The organism is Microbulbifer sp. MKSA007 (assembly GCA_032615215.1).
Classification (GTDB): Bacteria; Pseudomonadota; Gammaproteobacteria; order Pseudomonadales; family Cellvibrionaceae; genus Microbulbifer.
This window is the reverse complement of sequence record CP128433.1, coordinates 4,605,366-4,622,823: the sequence shown is the minus strand read 5'-3', so window position 1 is coordinate 4,622,823 and position 17,458 is coordinate 4,605,366. Positions and strand designations below refer to the sequence as shown.

12 protein-coding genes are annotated in these 17,458 nt (G+C 45.3%); 4 read left to right on the top strand and 8 right to left on the bottom strand.

The window, feature by feature from the left end; genetic code table 11:
• Positions 1 to 2 precede the first annotated feature (2 nt).
• Positions 3 to 620, top strand: coding sequence for a GTP cyclohydrolase II (gene ribA / locus QT397_23460; protein WNZ55768.1), 618 nt, complete (start codon positions 3 to 5; stop codon positions 618 to 620).
• 125 nt (positions 621 to 745) lie between these two features.
• On the opposite strand, the gene QT397_23455 is transcribed toward ribA, so the two are convergent.
• Together QT397_23455 and pulA are read right to left on the bottom strand one after the other, a co-directional pair.
• Positions 746 to 2,020, bottom strand: a complete 1,275-nt coding sequence (locus QT397_23455) for an amidohydrolase family protein (protein ID WNZ55767.1) — start codon at positions 2,018 to 2,020, stop codon at positions 746 to 748.
• A gap of 151 nt (positions 2,021 to 2,171) precedes the next feature.
• Positions 2,172 to 5,498 carry a pullulanase-type alpha-1,6-glucosidase gene (gene pulA / locus QT397_23450; GenBank protein ID WNZ55766.1) on the bottom strand — a complete coding sequence of 1,109 codons (3,327 nt, stop codon included), beginning with the start codon at positions 5,496 to 5,498 and terminating at the stop codon, positions 2,172 to 2,174.
• A 590-nt stretch (positions 5,499 to 6,088) separates the two neighbouring features.
• Between pulA and rsgA the strand changes: the two genes are divergently transcribed.
• Positions 6,089 to 7,207 (top strand): ribosome small subunit-dependent GTPase A, encoded by a 1,119-nt coding sequence (gene rsgA / locus QT397_23445; GenBank protein ID WNZ55765.1) that lies wholly within the window; start codon positions 6,089 to 6,091, stop codon positions 7,205 to 7,207.
• A 39-nt stretch (positions 7,208 to 7,246) separates the two neighbouring features.
• Here the strand turns inward: rsgA and QT397_23440 are convergent, their stop codons facing one another.
• On the bottom strand, positions 7,247 to 7,564 hold the full coding sequence (locus QT397_23440) for a multidrug efflux SMR transporter (GenBank protein WNZ55764.1): 318 nt from the start codon (positions 7,562 to 7,564) through the stop codon (positions 7,247 to 7,249).
• A 475-nt stretch (positions 7,565 to 8,039) separates the two neighbouring features.
• On the opposite strand from QT397_23440, the gene QT397_23435 reads away from it, so the two are divergent.
• Together QT397_23435 and QT397_23430 are read left to right on the top strand one after the other, a co-directional pair.
• A complete protein-coding gene (locus QT397_23435) occupies positions 8,040 to 9,074 on the top strand; it encodes an agmatine deiminase family protein (protein ID WNZ55763.1) in 1,035 nt (344 codons plus the stop codon).
• A gap of 57 nt (positions 9,075 to 9,131) precedes the next feature.
• On the top strand, positions 9,132 to 10,019 hold the full coding sequence (locus QT397_23430; protein WNZ55762.1) for a carbon-nitrogen hydrolase: 888 nt from the start codon (positions 9,132 to 9,134) through the stop codon (positions 10,017 to 10,019).
• Positions 10,020 to 10,072: 53 nt separating this feature from the next.
• On the opposite strand, the gene QT397_23425 is transcribed toward QT397_23430, so the two are convergent.
• Genes QT397_23425 through QT397_23405 form a run of 5 tightly spaced genes read right to left on the bottom strand, consistent with a single transcriptional unit; the run spans position 10,073 to position 17,376 of the window.
• Positions 10,073 to 10,921 (bottom strand): sugar phosphate isomerase/epimerase, encoded by an 849-nt coding sequence (locus tag QT397_23425; GenBank protein ID WNZ55761.1) that lies wholly within the window; start codon positions 10,919 to 10,921, stop codon positions 10,073 to 10,075.
• Positions 10,918 to 12,294 carry a DUF6005 family protein gene (locus tag QT397_23420; protein ID WNZ55760.1) on the bottom strand — a complete coding sequence of 459 codons (1,377 nt, stop codon included), beginning with the start codon at positions 12,292 to 12,294 and terminating at the stop codon, positions 10,918 to 10,920. Before QT397_23420 ends, QT397_23425 begins: the two co-directional genes overlap by 4 nt.
• Positions 12,295 to 12,337: 43 nt before the next feature.
• Positions 12,338 to 13,645 carry an AMP-binding protein gene (locus QT397_23415; protein WNZ55759.1) on the bottom strand — a complete coding sequence of 436 codons (1,308 nt, stop codon included), beginning with the start codon at positions 13,643 to 13,645 and terminating at the stop codon, positions 12,338 to 12,340.
• The gene (locus tag QT397_23410) at positions 13,629 to 15,548 is read right to left on the bottom strand and encodes an IucA/IucC family protein (protein ID WNZ55758.1); all 1,920 of its coding nucleotides are present in this window, start codon (positions 15,546 to 15,548) and stop codon (positions 13,629 to 13,631) included. Before QT397_23410 ends, QT397_23415 begins: the two co-directional genes overlap by 17 nt.
• Positions 15,535 to 17,376, bottom strand: coding sequence for an IucA/IucC family protein (locus QT397_23405; GenBank protein WNZ55757.1), 1,842 nt, complete (start codon positions 17,374 to 17,376; stop codon positions 15,535 to 15,537). Before QT397_23405 ends, QT397_23410 begins: the two co-directional genes overlap by 14 nt.
• Positions 17,377 to 17,458: the final 82 nt, after the last annotated feature.

Below are 17,458 nucleotides of genomic sequence, written 5' to 3'. Positions count from 1 at the left end.
AGTTGACCATTCGTTTTGTGGAATCCTCAAAACTGCCCACCTCTTGGGGTATGTTTGAGATGCACGGTTTCGAGGAAGTGGAAACCGGAAAAGAGCACGTAGTGCTCACCATGGGTGACTTCGATACCGAAGAGCCTCTGTTGGCCCGTATTCATTCTGAGTGCCTGACCGGGGATGCACTTTTCTCCCTGCGCTGTGATTGTGGTGCCCAGCTACAACATGCGATGCATCGCATAGCGATGGAGGGGCGTGGAGCTATTTTCTATCTCCGCCAGGAGGGCCGCGGTATCGGTCTGTTAAATAAGATTCGCGCTTACCACTTGCAGGATTGTGGTGCGGATACGGTGGAAGCCAATGAGCAGTTGGGCTTTGGCGCCGATATGCGGGATTACTCAATTCTGAAAGCAATGATCGAACACCTGGGTATTCATGCCATTCGCTTGATGACCAATAACCCGCGTAAGGTAAAAGCGCTGGAGGACTTGGGCATCAATGTGACTGAGCGCCTGCCGCACCAGTCTGGGCGCAATCCCCACAATGCCAAGTATTTGTCCACTAAAAAAGGCAAACTTGGTCACCTGATCGAAAATGAGGATGAAGAAGGAAAAGAGGAAAACTAACTTTCACTTTTCTTTAAGCACCCCAATAAAAAAGGCCGGAGTTATCCGGCCTTTTTTATTTTGTAGAAATTAATTAAAACTGGGTTCGAATATTTTAATTTCGCTATTAAACTATTCAGAGGCTTTTAATTCTTAAAGACCTTGCCCCCTTTCATCACAAAATCTACATCTAAAAGTTCATCGATATTATCCAGTGGCGAGCCATCGGTGGCGATAATATCGGCGTACTTACCGGACTCAATGGTGCCCAGTGAATCGCTCATATCGATCAGGTCGGCGGCGTTAACGGTAGCGGATTGCAGGATGGCCATATTGTCCATACCGGCTTCACTCATCAGTACCGCCTCGCGGGCATTGATGCCGTGCTTGGATACACCTGAGTCGGTACCGAAAGCAATTTTTACTCCGGCATTGACCGCTTTACGGAAATTGCCGCGCATGTCTGTGCCAACACGAATGGCTTTTTCCTTCTGAGCCTCAGATAAGACATCGGTATTTTTTGCCAGCTGTACCACAGTATCGCCGGCGAGAAGTGTCGGAACCAGATAAGCGCCGGTTTCTTTAAATAACTTATGGGCGCGGGGACCTGCGTAGGTGCCGTGCTCAATACTGTCTACACCAGCCTCCAGTGCGGCGATAATGCCTTCTTCCTGATGCGCATGACTGGCCACCTTGCGGCCCATACGTTTGGCTGCAAAGACCACCTCTTTTAACTCATCCATTTCCATCTGCTGACCAGTTCCGGTAGCGCGATCGGTGAGCACACCACCGGTAGAGGTAATCTTGATAAAGTCAGCACCATATTTGATCGCATGGCGGGTCGCGCGTCGGCACTCGTAGGGGCCGTCGCATACAGTTTTGGTCTTGTCATCATGCAGCTCCATTAGCTCTGGACTGACTCCGCTGATATCTGCGTGGCCACCAGTTATTCCCACCCTGCCGGCTGCAACAATTCGCGGGCCATCTACCCAACCTTTATTGATCGCATCGCGCATCGCATACATTTCTTCACCACTGTTACCAGCATCGCGCACAGTGGTAAAACCAGACTCCAGGGTTCGCATGGCAAACATTTGCGAGCGCATCTGGGTCAGCGGCATGGACATCTTGAGAGCCTCGGTATCATTTTTAGGGCCCAGCTCACCTTGTAAATGCACGTGCATATCCATTAAGCCCGGCATTACGAAACTATTCTTAAGATCAATGACTTCAGCGTTATCCGGGCTTACATAACCGGATCTGACAGCACTGATCTTGCCGTCCTCGATAATTACACTTTGCTCTTGCAAAGGTTTCTCACCGGGAACGGCGAGGAGTGTGCCTGCATGGATAACAGTAGTTTTTGCCAGTGTCGCGGATGAGAGAAGAGTTGCGATGCCGCAGAGAAGGAGACGCTTCATGATTTGTACACCTATTTATTATTTAGGTACACGCTAAATCAATCTGCGGAATATGACAATTGCGAGTTGATTACTTGGTTAGAGCCGGGAAATAGTTTCTAAAAAATGAAAAAAAGGCCGGAAAATCCGGCCTTTTAAAATTTATGAAGAATTAATATCTACGGCGTGGCTGCACAAATACTGCGGTAGTTCGGCCAGGCAGAGTAAAGGTGCCGCTGCTCCTATCAAATTTTACTTTGTGCAGGCGTGAGTCTACTGATCGGCGCTGACGTGGGTGCTTGAACAGGTACTCACCAATAAAGTTTTCGCTGGTAAATTCCAATGATTCGTCATCGCCATTAAACAGCACCACAATACGTTCAAAGCGGCGATCGATGCTGCCACTGGATTCGGATAACTCCATCACAATCAGCCCAGGAATCTGGTCGGGTCCGGTGTTGAGGAAATTAAGGTGTGCCTCTACGGACTCTGCATCAGACAAGCGGAACAGGGGAGAGCTGTTGCGAATCGCCAGTTGCTCGCGGAATAGAGCAGAACTCCACAAGCGGTGTCGGCGCTCGGGAGCCAGTTCCGGGTTTGCCAGTAAAGGTTGCATCAGGGACCAGTTATCTTCGTTTTTATCTGCGATAGGTAAACCCGCACCCCAATTATCGGTGGCGAGGCTGAAGTCCAGTGCATTAAACCAGTCACCGGAGTTGTAACTGTCCCGATCCATCGACTTTGAGCGCAGGAAATCCTGGCCTGCGTGGATAAACGGCACTCCCTGGGCGAACAGAACCAGGGAATTACTGAATGCCTGGATACGCACTCGTTCAGCCAAGTCGGCGCTGTCGCTGGCTTTGATCTGTACTCCGTCGAACAGCGTCTCGTTGTCGTGGGCGGCAATATAATTAATGGATTCCTGCGGGTCGGCGGTATAGCCGGTGGGCTGGCCGTTATAGACCAGCTCGCTGCCGGTAATGATATTGCCGTTGGCATCTTCAAAAGGATAATCCGCCAGGTTGCCGGCGAGGGAAACGCGGACTTTATCTGCCAGGGTTAGCAGTGTGGCACGCTCATCTTCTCCCTCAAACTTACCGTTGCTGTCGGTGAACAGACCGGTACCAAAGCCCTGCTCCTCAAAGCCTCCGAAGGGGTTGCCGCCACGCACGGAATCGCGCAGGCGATCGTTAAAGGTGCCGACACCGCTGCCGGCCATATTGCCCTGGCGGGCCTGTACAAAGCGAGCATCGTCAGCCACCTCGCCAAAATTCCAGCCTTCACCGTACAAATAGATAGCGTTGCCATCGACACCATCGGCTGCCGGGGTCAGTGATTGCAGTGCCGCTTGCGCCTTGAGGATATTGTCGAGGCTGTGATGTCCCATCAGATCGAAACGGAAGCTGTCCACCTTATAGGCCCGGGCCCAGGTGACCAGGGAATCGATCATCAGCTTTTCCATCATGGCGTGCTCACTGGCGGTATTTGCGCAGCAGCTGCTCATCTCCACTCCGCCCTCCAGATTGCGGCGGTGGTAATAGCCGGGGACGATTTTATCGAGTACGGAGTTGTCGTATTGGCCATAGGAGCTGGTGTGGTTGTAAACCACGTCCATCACCAGTCGCAGGCCGGAGTGGGATAACCCTTGCACCATTTGACGGAATTCGCGAATGCGCGCAGGTCCATCGGGAGCGCTGCTATAGCTGCCTTCGGGGACCGTGTAGTGCAATGGATCGTAGCCCCAGTTAAAGCCATCGGTATCGCGAATAGCATCTACCTGGGCCTGCTGCTCGCTGCTGTCCGGCGCGTAGTCTGAGAGGTCCGGGGTTTGCTGCTGCTGGGTGCGATCCTCATTGACTGTGGCAAAGTCAAAGGCCGGCAGCAAGTGGATATGGGTGAGGCCGGCGTGGGCCAGTTTATTGAGGTGGCGCATGCCGTCGCTGTGCTTGCGGGTGAAAGCCTTGAAGGTGCCGCGCTCTGCTTCGGGGACAGTTTGATCCGCAATACTGAAATCGCGCACATGCAGCTCGTAGATACTGATGTCTTCCGGCTGGGTTAACTTGGGCTTGCGCAGACGATCCCAACCGCGCGGCTTCAGGTCCCGGTCATTCAGGTTAATGATCTGGCTTTTGCCACTATTGATGGAGAGACTCAGGGAATAGGGGTCGGTGACCAGGTTGGTTTCAATCTGGCGGCTGAAGTAGGAGTACACCTCGACCTCATAGAGATAAAAACTGCGGTCCCACTGCTTGTCGATATCGGCACTCCAAACCCCGGTAGATTCATCGCGCAGCATGGATACCACCTGATCGGCGCTGTCGCTGCTGGAGTCTGTAAACAGGTGCAGTTTTACTGCCCGTGCGGTGGGAGCCCAAAGATCGAGCTGGATATTCTCCTCGCCGACACGGGCACCGAGTTCACCGTCGTAGTAAAAGCGATCATCGAGCGCGCCTGCCATCTGCACACCAGTCGCATCCAGTAACGTGCCCTCCGCATCGTAAGCGGCGAGGGCGAGTTGCTGGGTTACCAGATCACTAGTGGAAGCCTGCCCCGGCAATTGCCAGGCACTGAAACTGGCCAGGTGCGGGAATTTTTGTTGGGCGCTGTCGGGCAGGGTGGCGAGAGGGGTGAGATCGATGGTGCCATCGGAACGGATATCACCGTCCTCCAGTTTTAGCTCGGCGCTGTTGCTGTAGTGCAATTTAACCTCGATACCTTCCTGCACCTGGATATCCCAGGCAAAGCTGCTGGTATCCACCCAGTGAGCTTTATCGCTGCTCAGGTCACCCTTGGCGAAGCCATCACTACTGACGGTGACTTCTTTACTATTCGAGTCAAAAGCAAAGTAGATTTCGTCGTAATCGGCAGCCACGGTAAAGCTGACGTTAGCTCCATTGTTTCCGTAGCTCTCCTCCCAGCCTTCGTGCAAGGCTACCTTGAATTCATAGGAACCGGCAGGCAGTGCTGAGGTGATAAAGGTGTAGGTGCCATCTCCATCGGCATCCTGCATCCAGCTGCGCAGGCAACCGGGTTGCCAGTCTCCCGGGCACCCCAGCAGGGATTGGAAGTTGCCGGCTACAGTAGCGACCACGCTATTGTGGTTGTCGGCGATCCAGTGACTCTCGTGGTCGTAGATAAATTTAACTTCGCGGGCCTCATCCAGGCTAAGGGAAATATTACCGCCGTCCCGCTGGCCGCCCCAGCCATAATTTTCATCCCAGCTGTTGTTGAGAGCGGCTTTGTACTCCCAGTTGCCGGCGGGTATCCAAAAGTTGCCTTGCCATTTGTCGTCTTCGCTGTCATAGCTGAGCAGGGTGGCGACACAACCTGGTTGCCAGTCGCCATCGCAGCCCAGTTGGCTTTGTAGGTTGCCGGGAATATTGACCTCTGTGGGGTCTGGTGTGTCAGATGCCCACACCGGTATTTGGATGGAGCAGAAGACTGCCCCCAGAATCAGCCCGGCCTTTGTGCCGGGCCCTGTAAATTTTGTTGTTGGCATAGCGCTTCCCATTTTTTGTTGTACTTGTTGCGGTTCTCTCAGTTGGTATTGAATCGCAGTCACGCATTGACGGCCTCCCACCCCGAGGAGGTGGAGGTCTGGGGGAGGTGGTTGGGGGTGTCATAAAACCTTTATAGATTCGTCACTTGGTGGAAATACCCGCAGGAGAAGATGCTTCTCGAGTAAACGCGATGGCGAAAGAAAAAGCCGGATCTATACTCAGCTGATCGGGTTATGGTGAGTCGAGAAAGGTGATGCACTCGCTGTAATCGGATTCGAAGGCCGGCTTTTGCCGGCTTTGCTTTTTATGGCGGGGCAATTACTAAGAGGCTTCCCGGGATTATCCTTGCTCCTATCCCCGGGTAGTGCTAATTTGCCCATAGCCCGCCAGGTACTTTGGCGGAATCCAGAACTCAATGACTGCGGAGGATGATTGATGATTGTTGCAACCCTCCGTCGGGTCCAGTAGCAGCCTCCAGCTGCCCACGCCCGGCGATAGATTCCTAGACGTCGGGCTTTCCCTGAGAAAGCTCTGTTGGCCGCGCATGTGCGGTCGCTTGGTGCTTTATTGCGCCCAGAGGGTTTCAATCTTGAGTAAATCTCGCTTTACCCGCCGGTCTGTTAATAGATTCGGCACTAAATCCCCATCTATCAAAATTGAGCGGGAAGCTTCTCCGCTGCAAAAACTCGGTTGGAAGCCTTTTTTCCAACAGCAGCTGACGCTCGAAGAACTCGAGCAGTGTTTGCCGCTGCGGGTTATGGCTGTACACCGCAGTCGCCTGGAGTTGGCCGGCGAGCAGGGGGCTGTGTCCCTTCCGCTAACCGGGAGTCTTGTGGCTAATTTGCCTGCGGTGGGGGATTGGCTGTTGTTAGAGAAGAGAAGTGGATATTTCGTGCGTTTGTTGAGCCGCAGCAGCCAGTTTGAGCGCATGGCACCTGGGGGGCATCAGGTGCAGATGATCGCCGCCAATGTCGATAGTGTTTTTATTGTTTCCTCCCTGAATGATGACTTTAACCTCTCACGTATTGAGCGCTATTTGGCTCTGGCTCGGGAGTCTGGTTGCAGCCCACACCTGATACTGACTAAGACCGATCTGTGTGAAGATACAGCCCCTTTTCTTCAGGCATTGCGTCCATTCGGCGAATTACCCGCTGCAATGGTAAATAGCCTGGATCGAGAAAGCGTGGCACAGCTGCGCCAGTGGTGCTTACCTGGGGAAACTATCGCGCTGTTAGGTTCTTCTGGAGTGGGTAAATCCACTTTGCTAAATGCGCTGTCTGGCGAACCCCTGGCTGAGACTGGGACCATTCGCGAAGCCGATAGTAAAGGGCGTCACACTACACGGAAACGCTCTCTTCACTCCCTGAGTTGGGGAGCGCTGTTACTCGATAGCCCTGGAATGCGGGAGCTGGGGTTGGTGCATGTTGAAGATGGCGTGGCGGAGACTTTTTCTGATATTGAGGCCTTGTCCAGAGAGTGTCGCTTCTCTGACTGCCAGCACCAGTCAGAGCCAGGCTGTGCGGTACAAGAGGCAATAACGGGCGGTTCGTTGGATGATCGGCGCTTGCGCAATTGGCAAAAACTGCAACAGGAACTAAGCCGTAACGGTCAAACTCTCGCGCAGAAACGGGCAGGGGAGAGAGCGCTATCCCAGATGTATCGATCTGTGCAAAACCAGGCACGTAAACACAAATATTCAGAGGATTAATAGAACTGGCGCCCGGGAATTTTCCCGGGTGCTTCTCAATTAATGAGAGAGTTTTAACGTGACAACGCCTAAGATAATGAGCAAAACTCCCAGGTAGCGTCCAAGGCTGGTGGAGTCTCCAAAGAACAGCACTCCTACCGCAAAGGCTCCGGCGGCACCAATTCCTGTCCAGACCGCATAGGAAGTACCAATAGGTATCTCTCGCTGCGCCAGCCACAGAAGAAATCCACTGACCCCAATAAATACCACAGCCATAACCACACCCAGAAGGCGGGTGTTACTGCCCTGTGAAATTTTCAGTCCCAGCACCCAACCAATTTCGCATAGTCCGGCGAGTATTAAGTAGAACCAGGCCATGATATTCCTTTAAAGAGACTCGGCGATTTGCTTCTAGCGGAGAAATCAATGTTGACATGTCAGTAAACAAGTCTTTCCCGTATTAGAACAGATATAGTTGAGAATAGCTGAGATAGCTTTATTGAAAGTCAGGTGGATAGCTGTGCCTCGCTCCCATCCAGTAATTAATCTCAAAGTGCAGTCGGACCTGTTTGAGCTCTTAAAACGCAATCTATTAGTTACATTGCCAAGTGCATTGTTTCGGAGGAAGTTGGACCATGCTAAATAAATAAAATCTTTACTGAGAGGGCTTTGCATTGTTTTCCAGATGAAATCAGGAAAACGATAAAACTGTGCGAAAGTCTATTTAAATCCGAGCCCAAACTTGCGCGAAATGAATTTTTCTATATTATTGTAATGATAATTATTATCATTTGGTGCTGGTTCAATACCCCTGTAAATTTAAAATAACTATCAGATAAAGTAATTAAAACTTATGTCAAATAGATTGCCACCTGAATGGGCAAAGCAAGATGCAATAATGCTCACTTGGCCTCATGCGGATACTGATTGGAGACCGATACTAAGCGAAGTAGAAGCGGTTTATGTTTCTATTTGCGAAGCTATAACTGCTCGACAAAAACTGGTAGTCGTTTGTCATGATGAGGTTTTAAAAAAACATATTAGCCAGCTATTACATGTGGCTAATGTAATAATTCAAAATATTCAGTTTGTTGTTGTTGCCACAAATGATAGTTGGGCGAGAGATCATGGCCCAATTTCAGTAGTGAACAGCCAAGGAGAAGTTGTTGCTCTCGATTTTACGTTTAATGGATGGGGAAGCAAATACCCGGCTGATTTAGACAATCAGATTAACCAGGAAATGTTTAAGCAATTGGGTATCTGTAATTGGCGGAAAATTGACGTCGTTCTTGAAGGTGGAGCAATAGATATTGATGAAAAGGGCAACCTTTTAACGACTGAGCGCTGTCTGCTAAATAAAAATCGTAACCACCGCATGACAAGAGCGGATATCGAGGGACTGCTAAAAACTGAGTTAGGTGCAAAGAATATTCTATGGCTGGATCATGGCGCATTAGAGGGCGATGATACAGATAGTCATATCGACACTCTTGCACGGTTCGCACCTGGCCAAACTATTGTCTATCAGGGCTGTAATGAAAGTGGTTATCGTTTTTTTGATGAACTTGAGAAAATGAAGCAGAGTTTAGTACAAATGCGCTCGCTTGATGGGAAACCATTTAATTTGCTGGAATTACCATGGCCTAGCGGACAAGCAAATGCAAGTGGCGAGCGTTTACCTGCCACTTATGCCAACTTTCTAATTATCAATGATGCGGTACTAGCTCCTGTATATGATGTTGAAGAAGATACTGAGGCGTTACAAACTCTCCAGATGGCATTTCCGGAGCATCAGATAGTTGCGGTTAATTGCCGGCCCATTATCGAACAGTTCGGTAGTTTGCATTGTTTAACTATGCAGCTGCCGAAAAACCTCTTGGCTAATTAGGCGTTAAAAAAATTTTTTGCATCTAATCTAAAATTAAACAATCTAGCGAATTTATTAATGAGTAACATAGTTAAAGTGGCACTTGTTCAGCAAGATAACACTGTTGATTGCCAACAAAATATTGATAGGTCAACTCAGGGAATACGTGCCGCAGCGAGTGAAGGTGCTGATTTGGTAGTGCTGCAGGAGTTGCATCGTAGTCTGTATTTTTGTCAGTCAGAAGATGTGAGTTTATTCGATTTAGCTGAGACGATCCCTGGACCCAGTACGGATTATTTTGGAAGGCTTGCAAAAGAACTCGGCGTGGTCATAGTGACCTCTTTATTTGAAAAGCGTGCTGCAGGTATTTATCACAATACTGCAGTGGTATTGGATAAAAATGGCTCTATTGCCGGAAAGTATCGAAAAATGCATATTCCGGACGATCCGGGATTTTACGAAAAATTTTATTTCACGCCTGGTGATTTGGGCTTTGAAGTTATAGATACGAGTATTGGCAAGTTGGGCATATTGGTTTGTTGGGATCAATGGTTTCCTGAAGCTGCCCGACTGATGGCAATGGCTGGAGCAGAATTACTGATTTACCCAACCGCAATTGGATGGGACCCGCGCGATGATGCGGCTGAGCAGCAACGGCAACTTGAAGCCTGGAAAATTGTACAAAGGTCCCACGCGGTAGCGAATGGCGTACCAGTTATTAGTTGTAATCGTGTGGGCCATGAAAGTGATTCCAGTGGAAGTTCTGCCGGCATTGATTTCTGGGGTAATAGCTTTATCTGTGGTCCACAGGGCGAGCTACTTGCCTGTGCAAGTGAAAGTGATGGTGAGATACTAATTGCGAATATAGATATGGAGAAAAGTGAACAAGTACGTCGTATTTGGCCATACTTGCGAGATAGACGTGTCGATCATTACCAAGACTTAACGAAAATTTACCGTGATTAAGAGTTGATAGTTTGGGTCTGCCAGATTTCCTAGAAATTAGCAGACCCAATTTACTAAATGGCTAGTGGTTCGCGACACTGCTGAAGTTGTTGAATTAGGTATCTATCTCTAGCTAGTGTTTCTTTACAGTCATCACCAAACCATTCCAGTGAAGCTTCAATGTTGCGGACTCTCTTGTCTGGATGTTGACTAATATGACTTACGAATTCCTGATAGTTAACAGCGCCATCAAACAGCGGGACAATACCTTCCCGCGAGCCAGAAGCAGAATATACATTAGCAGGCGAGAACACATTCAGGAATTCTGCAGAACTTACATTTTTTAAGTGGATATGATTAATATTATCTTTTAAAGCCTCAAAAGCTGGGATCACTTCAGTTTTTGATTCCCAGACATGGAGTACGTCAAAATTGATTTGAAGGTTGTCACAAGCAACGCTCTGTAATAAATGCTTTGTTGCTGGGACGGAATCCGCATATGTATTGGGATGTGTTTCAATAATCAAGTTGAGATCATGTCGGGACATCCATTGACAGACCTTGCGCAACGTCTTTGTTAATCGTGCAAAGCCATGCTCAGATGTGTTTGCGCTTGCCTCGGAGCCGGCAAAAGTCCTAATTTTCTTAGCACCCCAATGTTTTGCTAAGTAACATAAATGTTCTACTTGTTTATGTAACTCAGCTTCAGTGGCATATAGTGCTAAATAATCACTTAACATCGTGATTTTTAGGCCGTAGTCCGCCAACCAATCTTTATTATATTCTGGTTGAGAGGCGAGGTTTTTTGCGTGAGTTCCCCACAATTCAATACCCTGAAAATGATTATGCTTCGCCCACTTTGCCAAATGATCAATTGAAACCAGTTGATGGCGAAAAGAGATTGTACAGATAGATAAAATCATATGCACACCTCATTGGAACGTTCTTTGTTAGTAATAGCTACATGGTTTTGCCATTGTTGAAATAATGTATGTAGCTGACCTTTGATTTTAAATTCTCGCTGATCTTGTTGATCCAGTAGCTGCATGATTTCTGTTTTAATATCTGTCGATGATTCGGATGGATAGTTTCCTTCAGTAGCGTAATTCGCGATTTTCATAGAACGAAATTGAATCTGCTTATAAGTGGAAACTAACTCTTCAATAATGTCGCACCATGTTTCAAATTCATCAAAATCCAAATTTAGCTGCAACATAAAATATGCTAAGCCATGTTCGTAGGCATACTTTCGAATAGCCAATACGGGAAGCTGAGTGAGAGCACGGCTTAAATTAGAGGGGCTTAGCTGACTTTCAGGAGCCAAATGTGCCTTGACAATTTTTCGCACAGCATCCGTCATCGGATTATTGTTTAAGTTCAAACAGGTAGTAAAATAGTCATGGATTGCCTGATTGGAGCTTGGTTTAATTTGGCTGCTATCAAAGATATAACCGCCAGCAACAGCATCCGACTCAATTGCGTGTAATACTTGTTTTTTATTTTGCTCTCCTTCCCAGCGAAAATCAGGATCCCACATAAATAACATTTCTGGATTTTGGCTATTTTCCAGCATTACGTAGTGAGGGAATGGATTCTGGTTAAACTTATTTTCGCGTTCTGGCAACCTATACATATCTAGCATTACCATTATGTTCTGACTGGCAGATTTATTGTCTAGTAATGTTAGTAAGGTGTTAATATTGTCGCTTTTGGATAAGCCTTGGTTGTACCAGGACTTTACCTCGACACCATAAATTTTCTCGAACCAGTTTCGAAAGAAGTCATGGTTCAAATTCTCAGCGTGATAGTTGATACAATAATCATTATCAACTACAACATCGGCGTCCCATACACCAAAATAAAATGGTCTATGGTCAACATGATCATTTGCTTTGATACACTCGCATAGACAACTCACAAAACAATGTACTTTAATATCCTCAAACTCTTCTGTCTGCTCTTCAGCTTGTTCTGCTGGAGCTATTTCGACTCCTGATTTCTCTTGAGGATCGGTATGTTTGGGAGAAGCGCCATTCTCGCTCTTATAGTTAACCCGGCCTAATATAAACTCACTAAAGCTATCGACTGTATCAAAATCCTTCAAGTTCAAGGCTTCATCGGGTATATCAATTCCCAGCTTTAATTCCAAGCTAATAAGTACTTGCAGGATCAGTACGGAATCAAGGTATAAATCTTCATTTAGCTTGGAGTGAAGCTGAACATCTTCTATATGTGTTAGATTCAACTCATTAGTAAGTATGCTCTGAATCGAATCTACTATTTCAGTCTTTTGCATAATTAATATATTGTTTGTTTGCTCAATAGATAGCCCCTACTTACTAGTTGGCTCTTTCAGCTTGTTTTCCTTCACTACTTTTATTTGTTCTGGTTAGTATGTTCTGTTGATAGTTCAGCGCAATCTGCTTACGGTTCACTTTACTGTTAGCCATTCGCATTATCTCATCGACCGGCTGTAATATTTGCGGTACTTGAAATAGTGCTAAGTGTTGACTGCACCATTGGCGTAGTTCGGAGGGGTCTATTGCTGGGGAAGCGACATACTGTAGGCAAACTCGTTGGCCCGCAAATTGATCATCTATCTTAAATACCACTACATCATTAACTTGCGGGTGTTCAAGTATGATATCTTCTACTTCTGCAGGATATACATTTAGCCCTGATACGATGATTGTGTCATCCATTCGTGCAAGAAAATGCAGCCGACCATTTTCACTCAAATAGCCGACATCCTGTGTTTTAACAGTTTTAATTCCTGATGCAGTTTTTACATAAGCAACTATCTCTTGCTGTTTATTGTCGAGATTACCACAGGTAATTTCGACATGAGGTAATGGCTTTCCTTGATCGTTAGCAGCAGATAAATCCTGTCCTATACTAATACAGCCCGCTTCAGAGCATCCATACTGTTGATATAAGTTTTCTACACGTGCCTGAATCTGCTCAAATACCTGTTGTGGCATAGTGGAACCTGAAGTCATAGCAGCAAATAGTTTGCTATTGGCCGGCCATAAACGTAATAATCCCTGCAACATTACCGGAGAAGAATACAAAAGCGGACGCTGACAACTCTGCAGCTTCTTGATAAGGTATTTAGGATTGATATTGCTAATTATCAGTGGTGACTGACCCCGATTCAGAGCAACCATTACGCCACAAATTAATCCATATGAATGGGTAACGGGACAAGCGACAACTGGAGTCATGCTGTCCGGGTCGCTGAAAGCCTGGCAATAACTCTTTACCTCAATATCAATATCCGCCCAGCTTCGCAATATGCATTTTGGCTCACCTGTGGTGCCGGAGCTCATTTGAATAATACCTGCTTCAGATTTATTCAAATTAGTTGCCGGTAGCTCAATTAATCCTGCTAAGTCACCATAAATCAGCAATTCGCAGCCAGCTTTTTCTGCCATACGCTTTGCAGTATCCTTTGGAACACTGGGGTGGATAGGCATGGCAGATATTTTCTTTGACTTTAAGTAATAACATAGAGTCAACCAAATAAAATTATCTTCAACACATACCGCAACAGCGTTACTCTCATTAATAGTATTTATTGAGACATAGGACTGCTGTTGCTCGTTAAAGTCTTCTTTACTATAAAACTTATCATTTATTGTAAGCATAGGATTTTCCTGGTACTGCTGGCACTGATATTGATGTCTTGGAGGTTTCCTTTTGGGTATCATGTAAAGCAGCGTCTGCTAACGGATTTCTTATGTGATGATGAAATTCTGTTTCACGATTCCCGCGAAATTTCTTATCCAATAGTGATTCGGTTTTAATTTCCGGTTGGAATAAATCGATTTGGGCTATGCGCTTTTGATCAGTTAAGTTTGATTGCTGATATTTTCTAAAGCTGTGATAAACTGATTTCCAGAATTCACTTTCTGGAAATTGGTAGTAATCTTCAAGTAATACGGCCAAGTCAGATAAATTAAAAACCAATAAGGTATCTACTAAAAGTTCGCGCAAAGCTTCGACACTTTCCATCCAATAATATTGGTTTGGCCCGCCAAAACTATATTCTTCCTCGAAGTCAGTAAAAGTAGGCGCTAATTCCGGTTGTGCTAAGTAATTGTGAACGTACTCCATGCTTTCATGAAAATCGCGCACTATAACTTTTTCAGGCCAACCATCTTTATGTTGCAATAAGATATTTTGCCCGTGCGCCTCAATTGCAATACCGTGATGAACTAGTAAGTGCCATATGGGAATAATCACCTTTTCGAGCAGGTTCTCCAGCCAACTATGACAACCATATTCGGCAATCCAGGGCTCGATAAAAGGGCTGCCATCTTGTTCTATTATACTTAGGGCTACAAAAGGTATTACAGTTTTCTCATCACAGTATGAGTGCAGGCTCTGTCGAAAAATTACACCCAATTGACCATCGAGATTCTCAATCCATTCCTGATGTTCAGTGCCATCATTTGTAGGCCTTATTCCGGCGTACTCCGCCAGCAAAATCATATTTTGCTTCAGGTAGTTATCCGACTCCAGAATTTGTATTAACCAGTTTGATATAGCAGGTGCAGTACAAATGGTGTGACTTTCTATAGTGCGTAGTGAAGAAGTATTAATTATATTCAGAGGTAGTTTTATATTAGCTTTTTCAGGATGGCTAATATTTAATAATGTACGAATAGAAATGCTGGCTTGATATTGATCGCCAGCCTCTCCAAGGTAAAATACTTGTCCATCAGCAATAGCGGGCTCAAGTTTATCTTTTAAAAACTTCCACTGCCATGGATGGATAGGCATCAATGAAAATGCAGTACTATCGGAAGTTAGATTTTTAATTTGTGTATTTAACTGCTGGTAACATTGTTCACCAAGCTCAGTTTCCCAAAATATTTTTTCAGTTACAGAGTTAAATCGACGCTTCAAATAGCATCGTCTAATCGCCAACCAATGTAGTTGAAAATTATTGCCAAACTCTGGACCATAAAGTTTATGATCAAGCTCACTAAACCCAGTTCGTGCCTTGAAGCATGGATGATAAGGGTGCCCTTCATCAATTGCAGACTCTAACTGGGTATATGTTAATTCACGACGGCTTATATGGCGGTTTAAATGCTTATTGTTCCACTGGCAAAGTTTAACAGTTTGTTCGAGCTCAATCGCTAGCTTTTTCTTTACTGCTACAGAAGCAGGCAAGTCCTCAATGAGGGCATTTAGTGTTATTGGTTGCCAATCAATACTTTGAGATTTATCTTTTATCCATTGTGCCTGAAATTTTGTATCTACATGCATTTCATCTCTTTGAGAAAAAAACATTTCTTCTGCATTGATTCTAATTCGACTAAAACCAGAAATTCTTCCTGAGGCACGATAAAAAGATCTTCCTAATGTAAAATAGAAAAAACCATCATGATAAGAGTAATCACAAAGATGCTCGAACAATAATGCTTCCAGGAGCTGGCGAATCACTCTTTTTTCTTCAGCTAAGTAGCTGTCAGAATTTTTATAAGGAGAGATTTCTGGGGCTTGTTGAGATAAATACTGCCGTGGGTTAACTGTGAGCAAGAGTCACCTCGTTAACTTGCTTATGGGTAGTCAAGCTTTCTTGATGCAGGTCGAAGAAAGGATTTCGTATATTAGTGTAAACGGCTAATTCTTTTTCCGCTTCCAGCTCATCAACATCTTCAACGCGAGTTAGAAGATTTCCCTTGCAGGGAATACTAGAATTATTAAATAATCTATCTGTAAAGTTTTTGCCGACGCTTGTCAGTACCCTAGAATTTAGAAGATTAAGCTTGCTGTAACTTAATTGTAATAGTTTATTCTCATCAATAAGGCCATCTTGTCCCATACGGCCAATAATTGAGAATAACTGATTGACAAAAAGATAGTATCCAAACCGGTCTGCAATCATATTGTCAGGATAAAATAAGTCAGGATTATTCCTCAACTCAGGTACAGCTTCGAGCAACTCATCCTGCATTTTTTCTGACAAGTAGAAACCTTGATTGTCTCGATAGTAGTATCTAATTGGACAGTCATCATAAATAGTTAATAGAGAATTTTGTTGGTGAGCCTCTAAACCAATACCCTGACTATCGTAAAGTCTAATTGTTGGTTCAATTGCACATTGCCAATAACAATTAAACCATTTTAACGCTGCTTCTTCTACGCTAATGCCCTGCTTGGAAGCCAAGCTTAAAACTTGCTGCGCTAATTTAGACTGAGTTCCGGATAAGATAGGGTCTTGTACCAATGCAGCGATTGAAACTGTGGGTAGTTCTAGACTGTTTGAATCTTTACTGAATGGATTTTGCCGTATAATAGTTTCAAAGCCTGTTTCCTGCATATTAGGTAATTTAACAGTAATAAAGGCAGGATCTTCAATTAAAACAAACTGTGGAAATTTTTGCTTGAAGTTGCTTAATGAGAACAACTTTCCAACATTTAATCCCGGATCTAATTCGTGAGCCATATTTTTTCTTAGCGAATTAGTTATTTTTACAGGGATCGAGAGCTTAATCATATAATTCAGCTCACTGCAGTACAAAGTGCGGACAGAAGAAGTGGGCGTAAACATCTTACCCATAAGACCTAAGTCGACAATTAATCCGTCACGTTGTAAATGCTGAACATAGTCCTGGTGTAACAGCCACTGTGCTTGTAGGGGGTGTGCAGGTATTAGTTGTTTATCGATATCAATATCGATATCGGCCCCTAATATATTATTGATAATTTCCTCAACGCTCTCATCGAGTAAAGAATCTTGCTCCAGAAGATCTTTTGACACGGCAAAAAAGTGTAATTGAAATTTAGATTTCAATTCCGGCGTATACTTTTCATGTTGCCAAGAGTGAATGCCTTGGCGTGACTTAGGTGTTGGATGAAGCCAATGTCCAAATAACAGAGACTGTTCAGAACAAATATAATCGGAGCTATTAAGTGTAGGATCATCTAGTCGCTTAGTAAGATAATCCTGCATGATTTGAAGACTTTCTAAAGTGCGATTTAATAGTTCTATTTTGTTGGCTGGAGTATTTGGCTTATTGTTTTGGTTATTATCTTTTGCATAAATGTTATCTATTAACATCATAATCGCAGAAGTAAAATCTATGGGTTGCCAATTCCATTGATTCGCTAATTTGCGATAGCTTTTAGTAAATACATGTCGGCCGACAATTGAACGATAAGAAGCCTCTAAAGCAAGTGTAACTCCAGTTCCGTTCAAATAAAGTTCTAGTGCATAACCATTTTCTTCTTCAAGGGCCACACCAGTTTGTAATTGCCAATCAGAGCTTGTATGCCAAACACCGGGGTCAACTTCTCTTATATATGCATTAGCAAATGCTTGAAAAGAAGCCTTTTCCGCCAGCTCTTTTGCGGTGAATGGCATGACGATATTCTCCTGGAGATACTAAGTAAAAGAACTTACTCAGATGATAATGATACACATTCTCACCAGCAAGTAAGTTTAC

Bases quoted from the DNA above. Each gene is read 5' to 3' on its own strand.
- QT397_23425 (WNZ55761.1), bottom strand. From the start codon at position 10,921: ATGATTTTATCTATCTGTACAATCTCTTTTCGCCATCAACTGGTTTCA.
- QT397_23440 (WNZ55764.1), bottom strand. From the start codon at position 7,564: ATGGCCTGGTTCTACTTAATACTCGCCGGACTATGCGAAATTGGTTGG.
- QT397_23420 (WNZ55760.1), bottom strand. From the start codon at position 12,294: ATGCAAAAGACTGAAATAGTAGATTCGATTCAGAGCATACTTACTAAT.
- QT397_23405 (WNZ55757.1), bottom strand. From the start codon at position 17,376: ATGCCATTCACCGCAAAAGAGCTGGCGGAAAAGGCTTCTTTTCAAGCA.
- QT397_23435 (WNZ55763.1), top strand. From the start codon at position 8,040: ATGTCAAATAGATTGCCACCTGAATGGGCAAAGCAAGATGCAATAATG.
- QT397_23430 (WNZ55762.1), top strand. From the start codon at position 9,132: ATGAGTAACATAGTTAAAGTGGCACTTGTTCAGCAAGATAACACTGTT.
- QT397_23415 (WNZ55759.1), bottom strand. From the start codon at position 13,645: ATGCTTACAATAAATGATAAGTTTTATAGTAAAGAAGACTTTAACGAG.
- pulA (WNZ55766.1), bottom strand. From the start codon at position 5,498: ATGCCAACAACAAAATTTACAGGGCCCGGCACAAAGGCCGGGCTGATT.
- QT397_23455 (WNZ55767.1), bottom strand. From the start codon at position 2,020: ATGAAGCGTCTCCTTCTCTGCGGCATCGCAACTCTTCTCTCATCCGCG.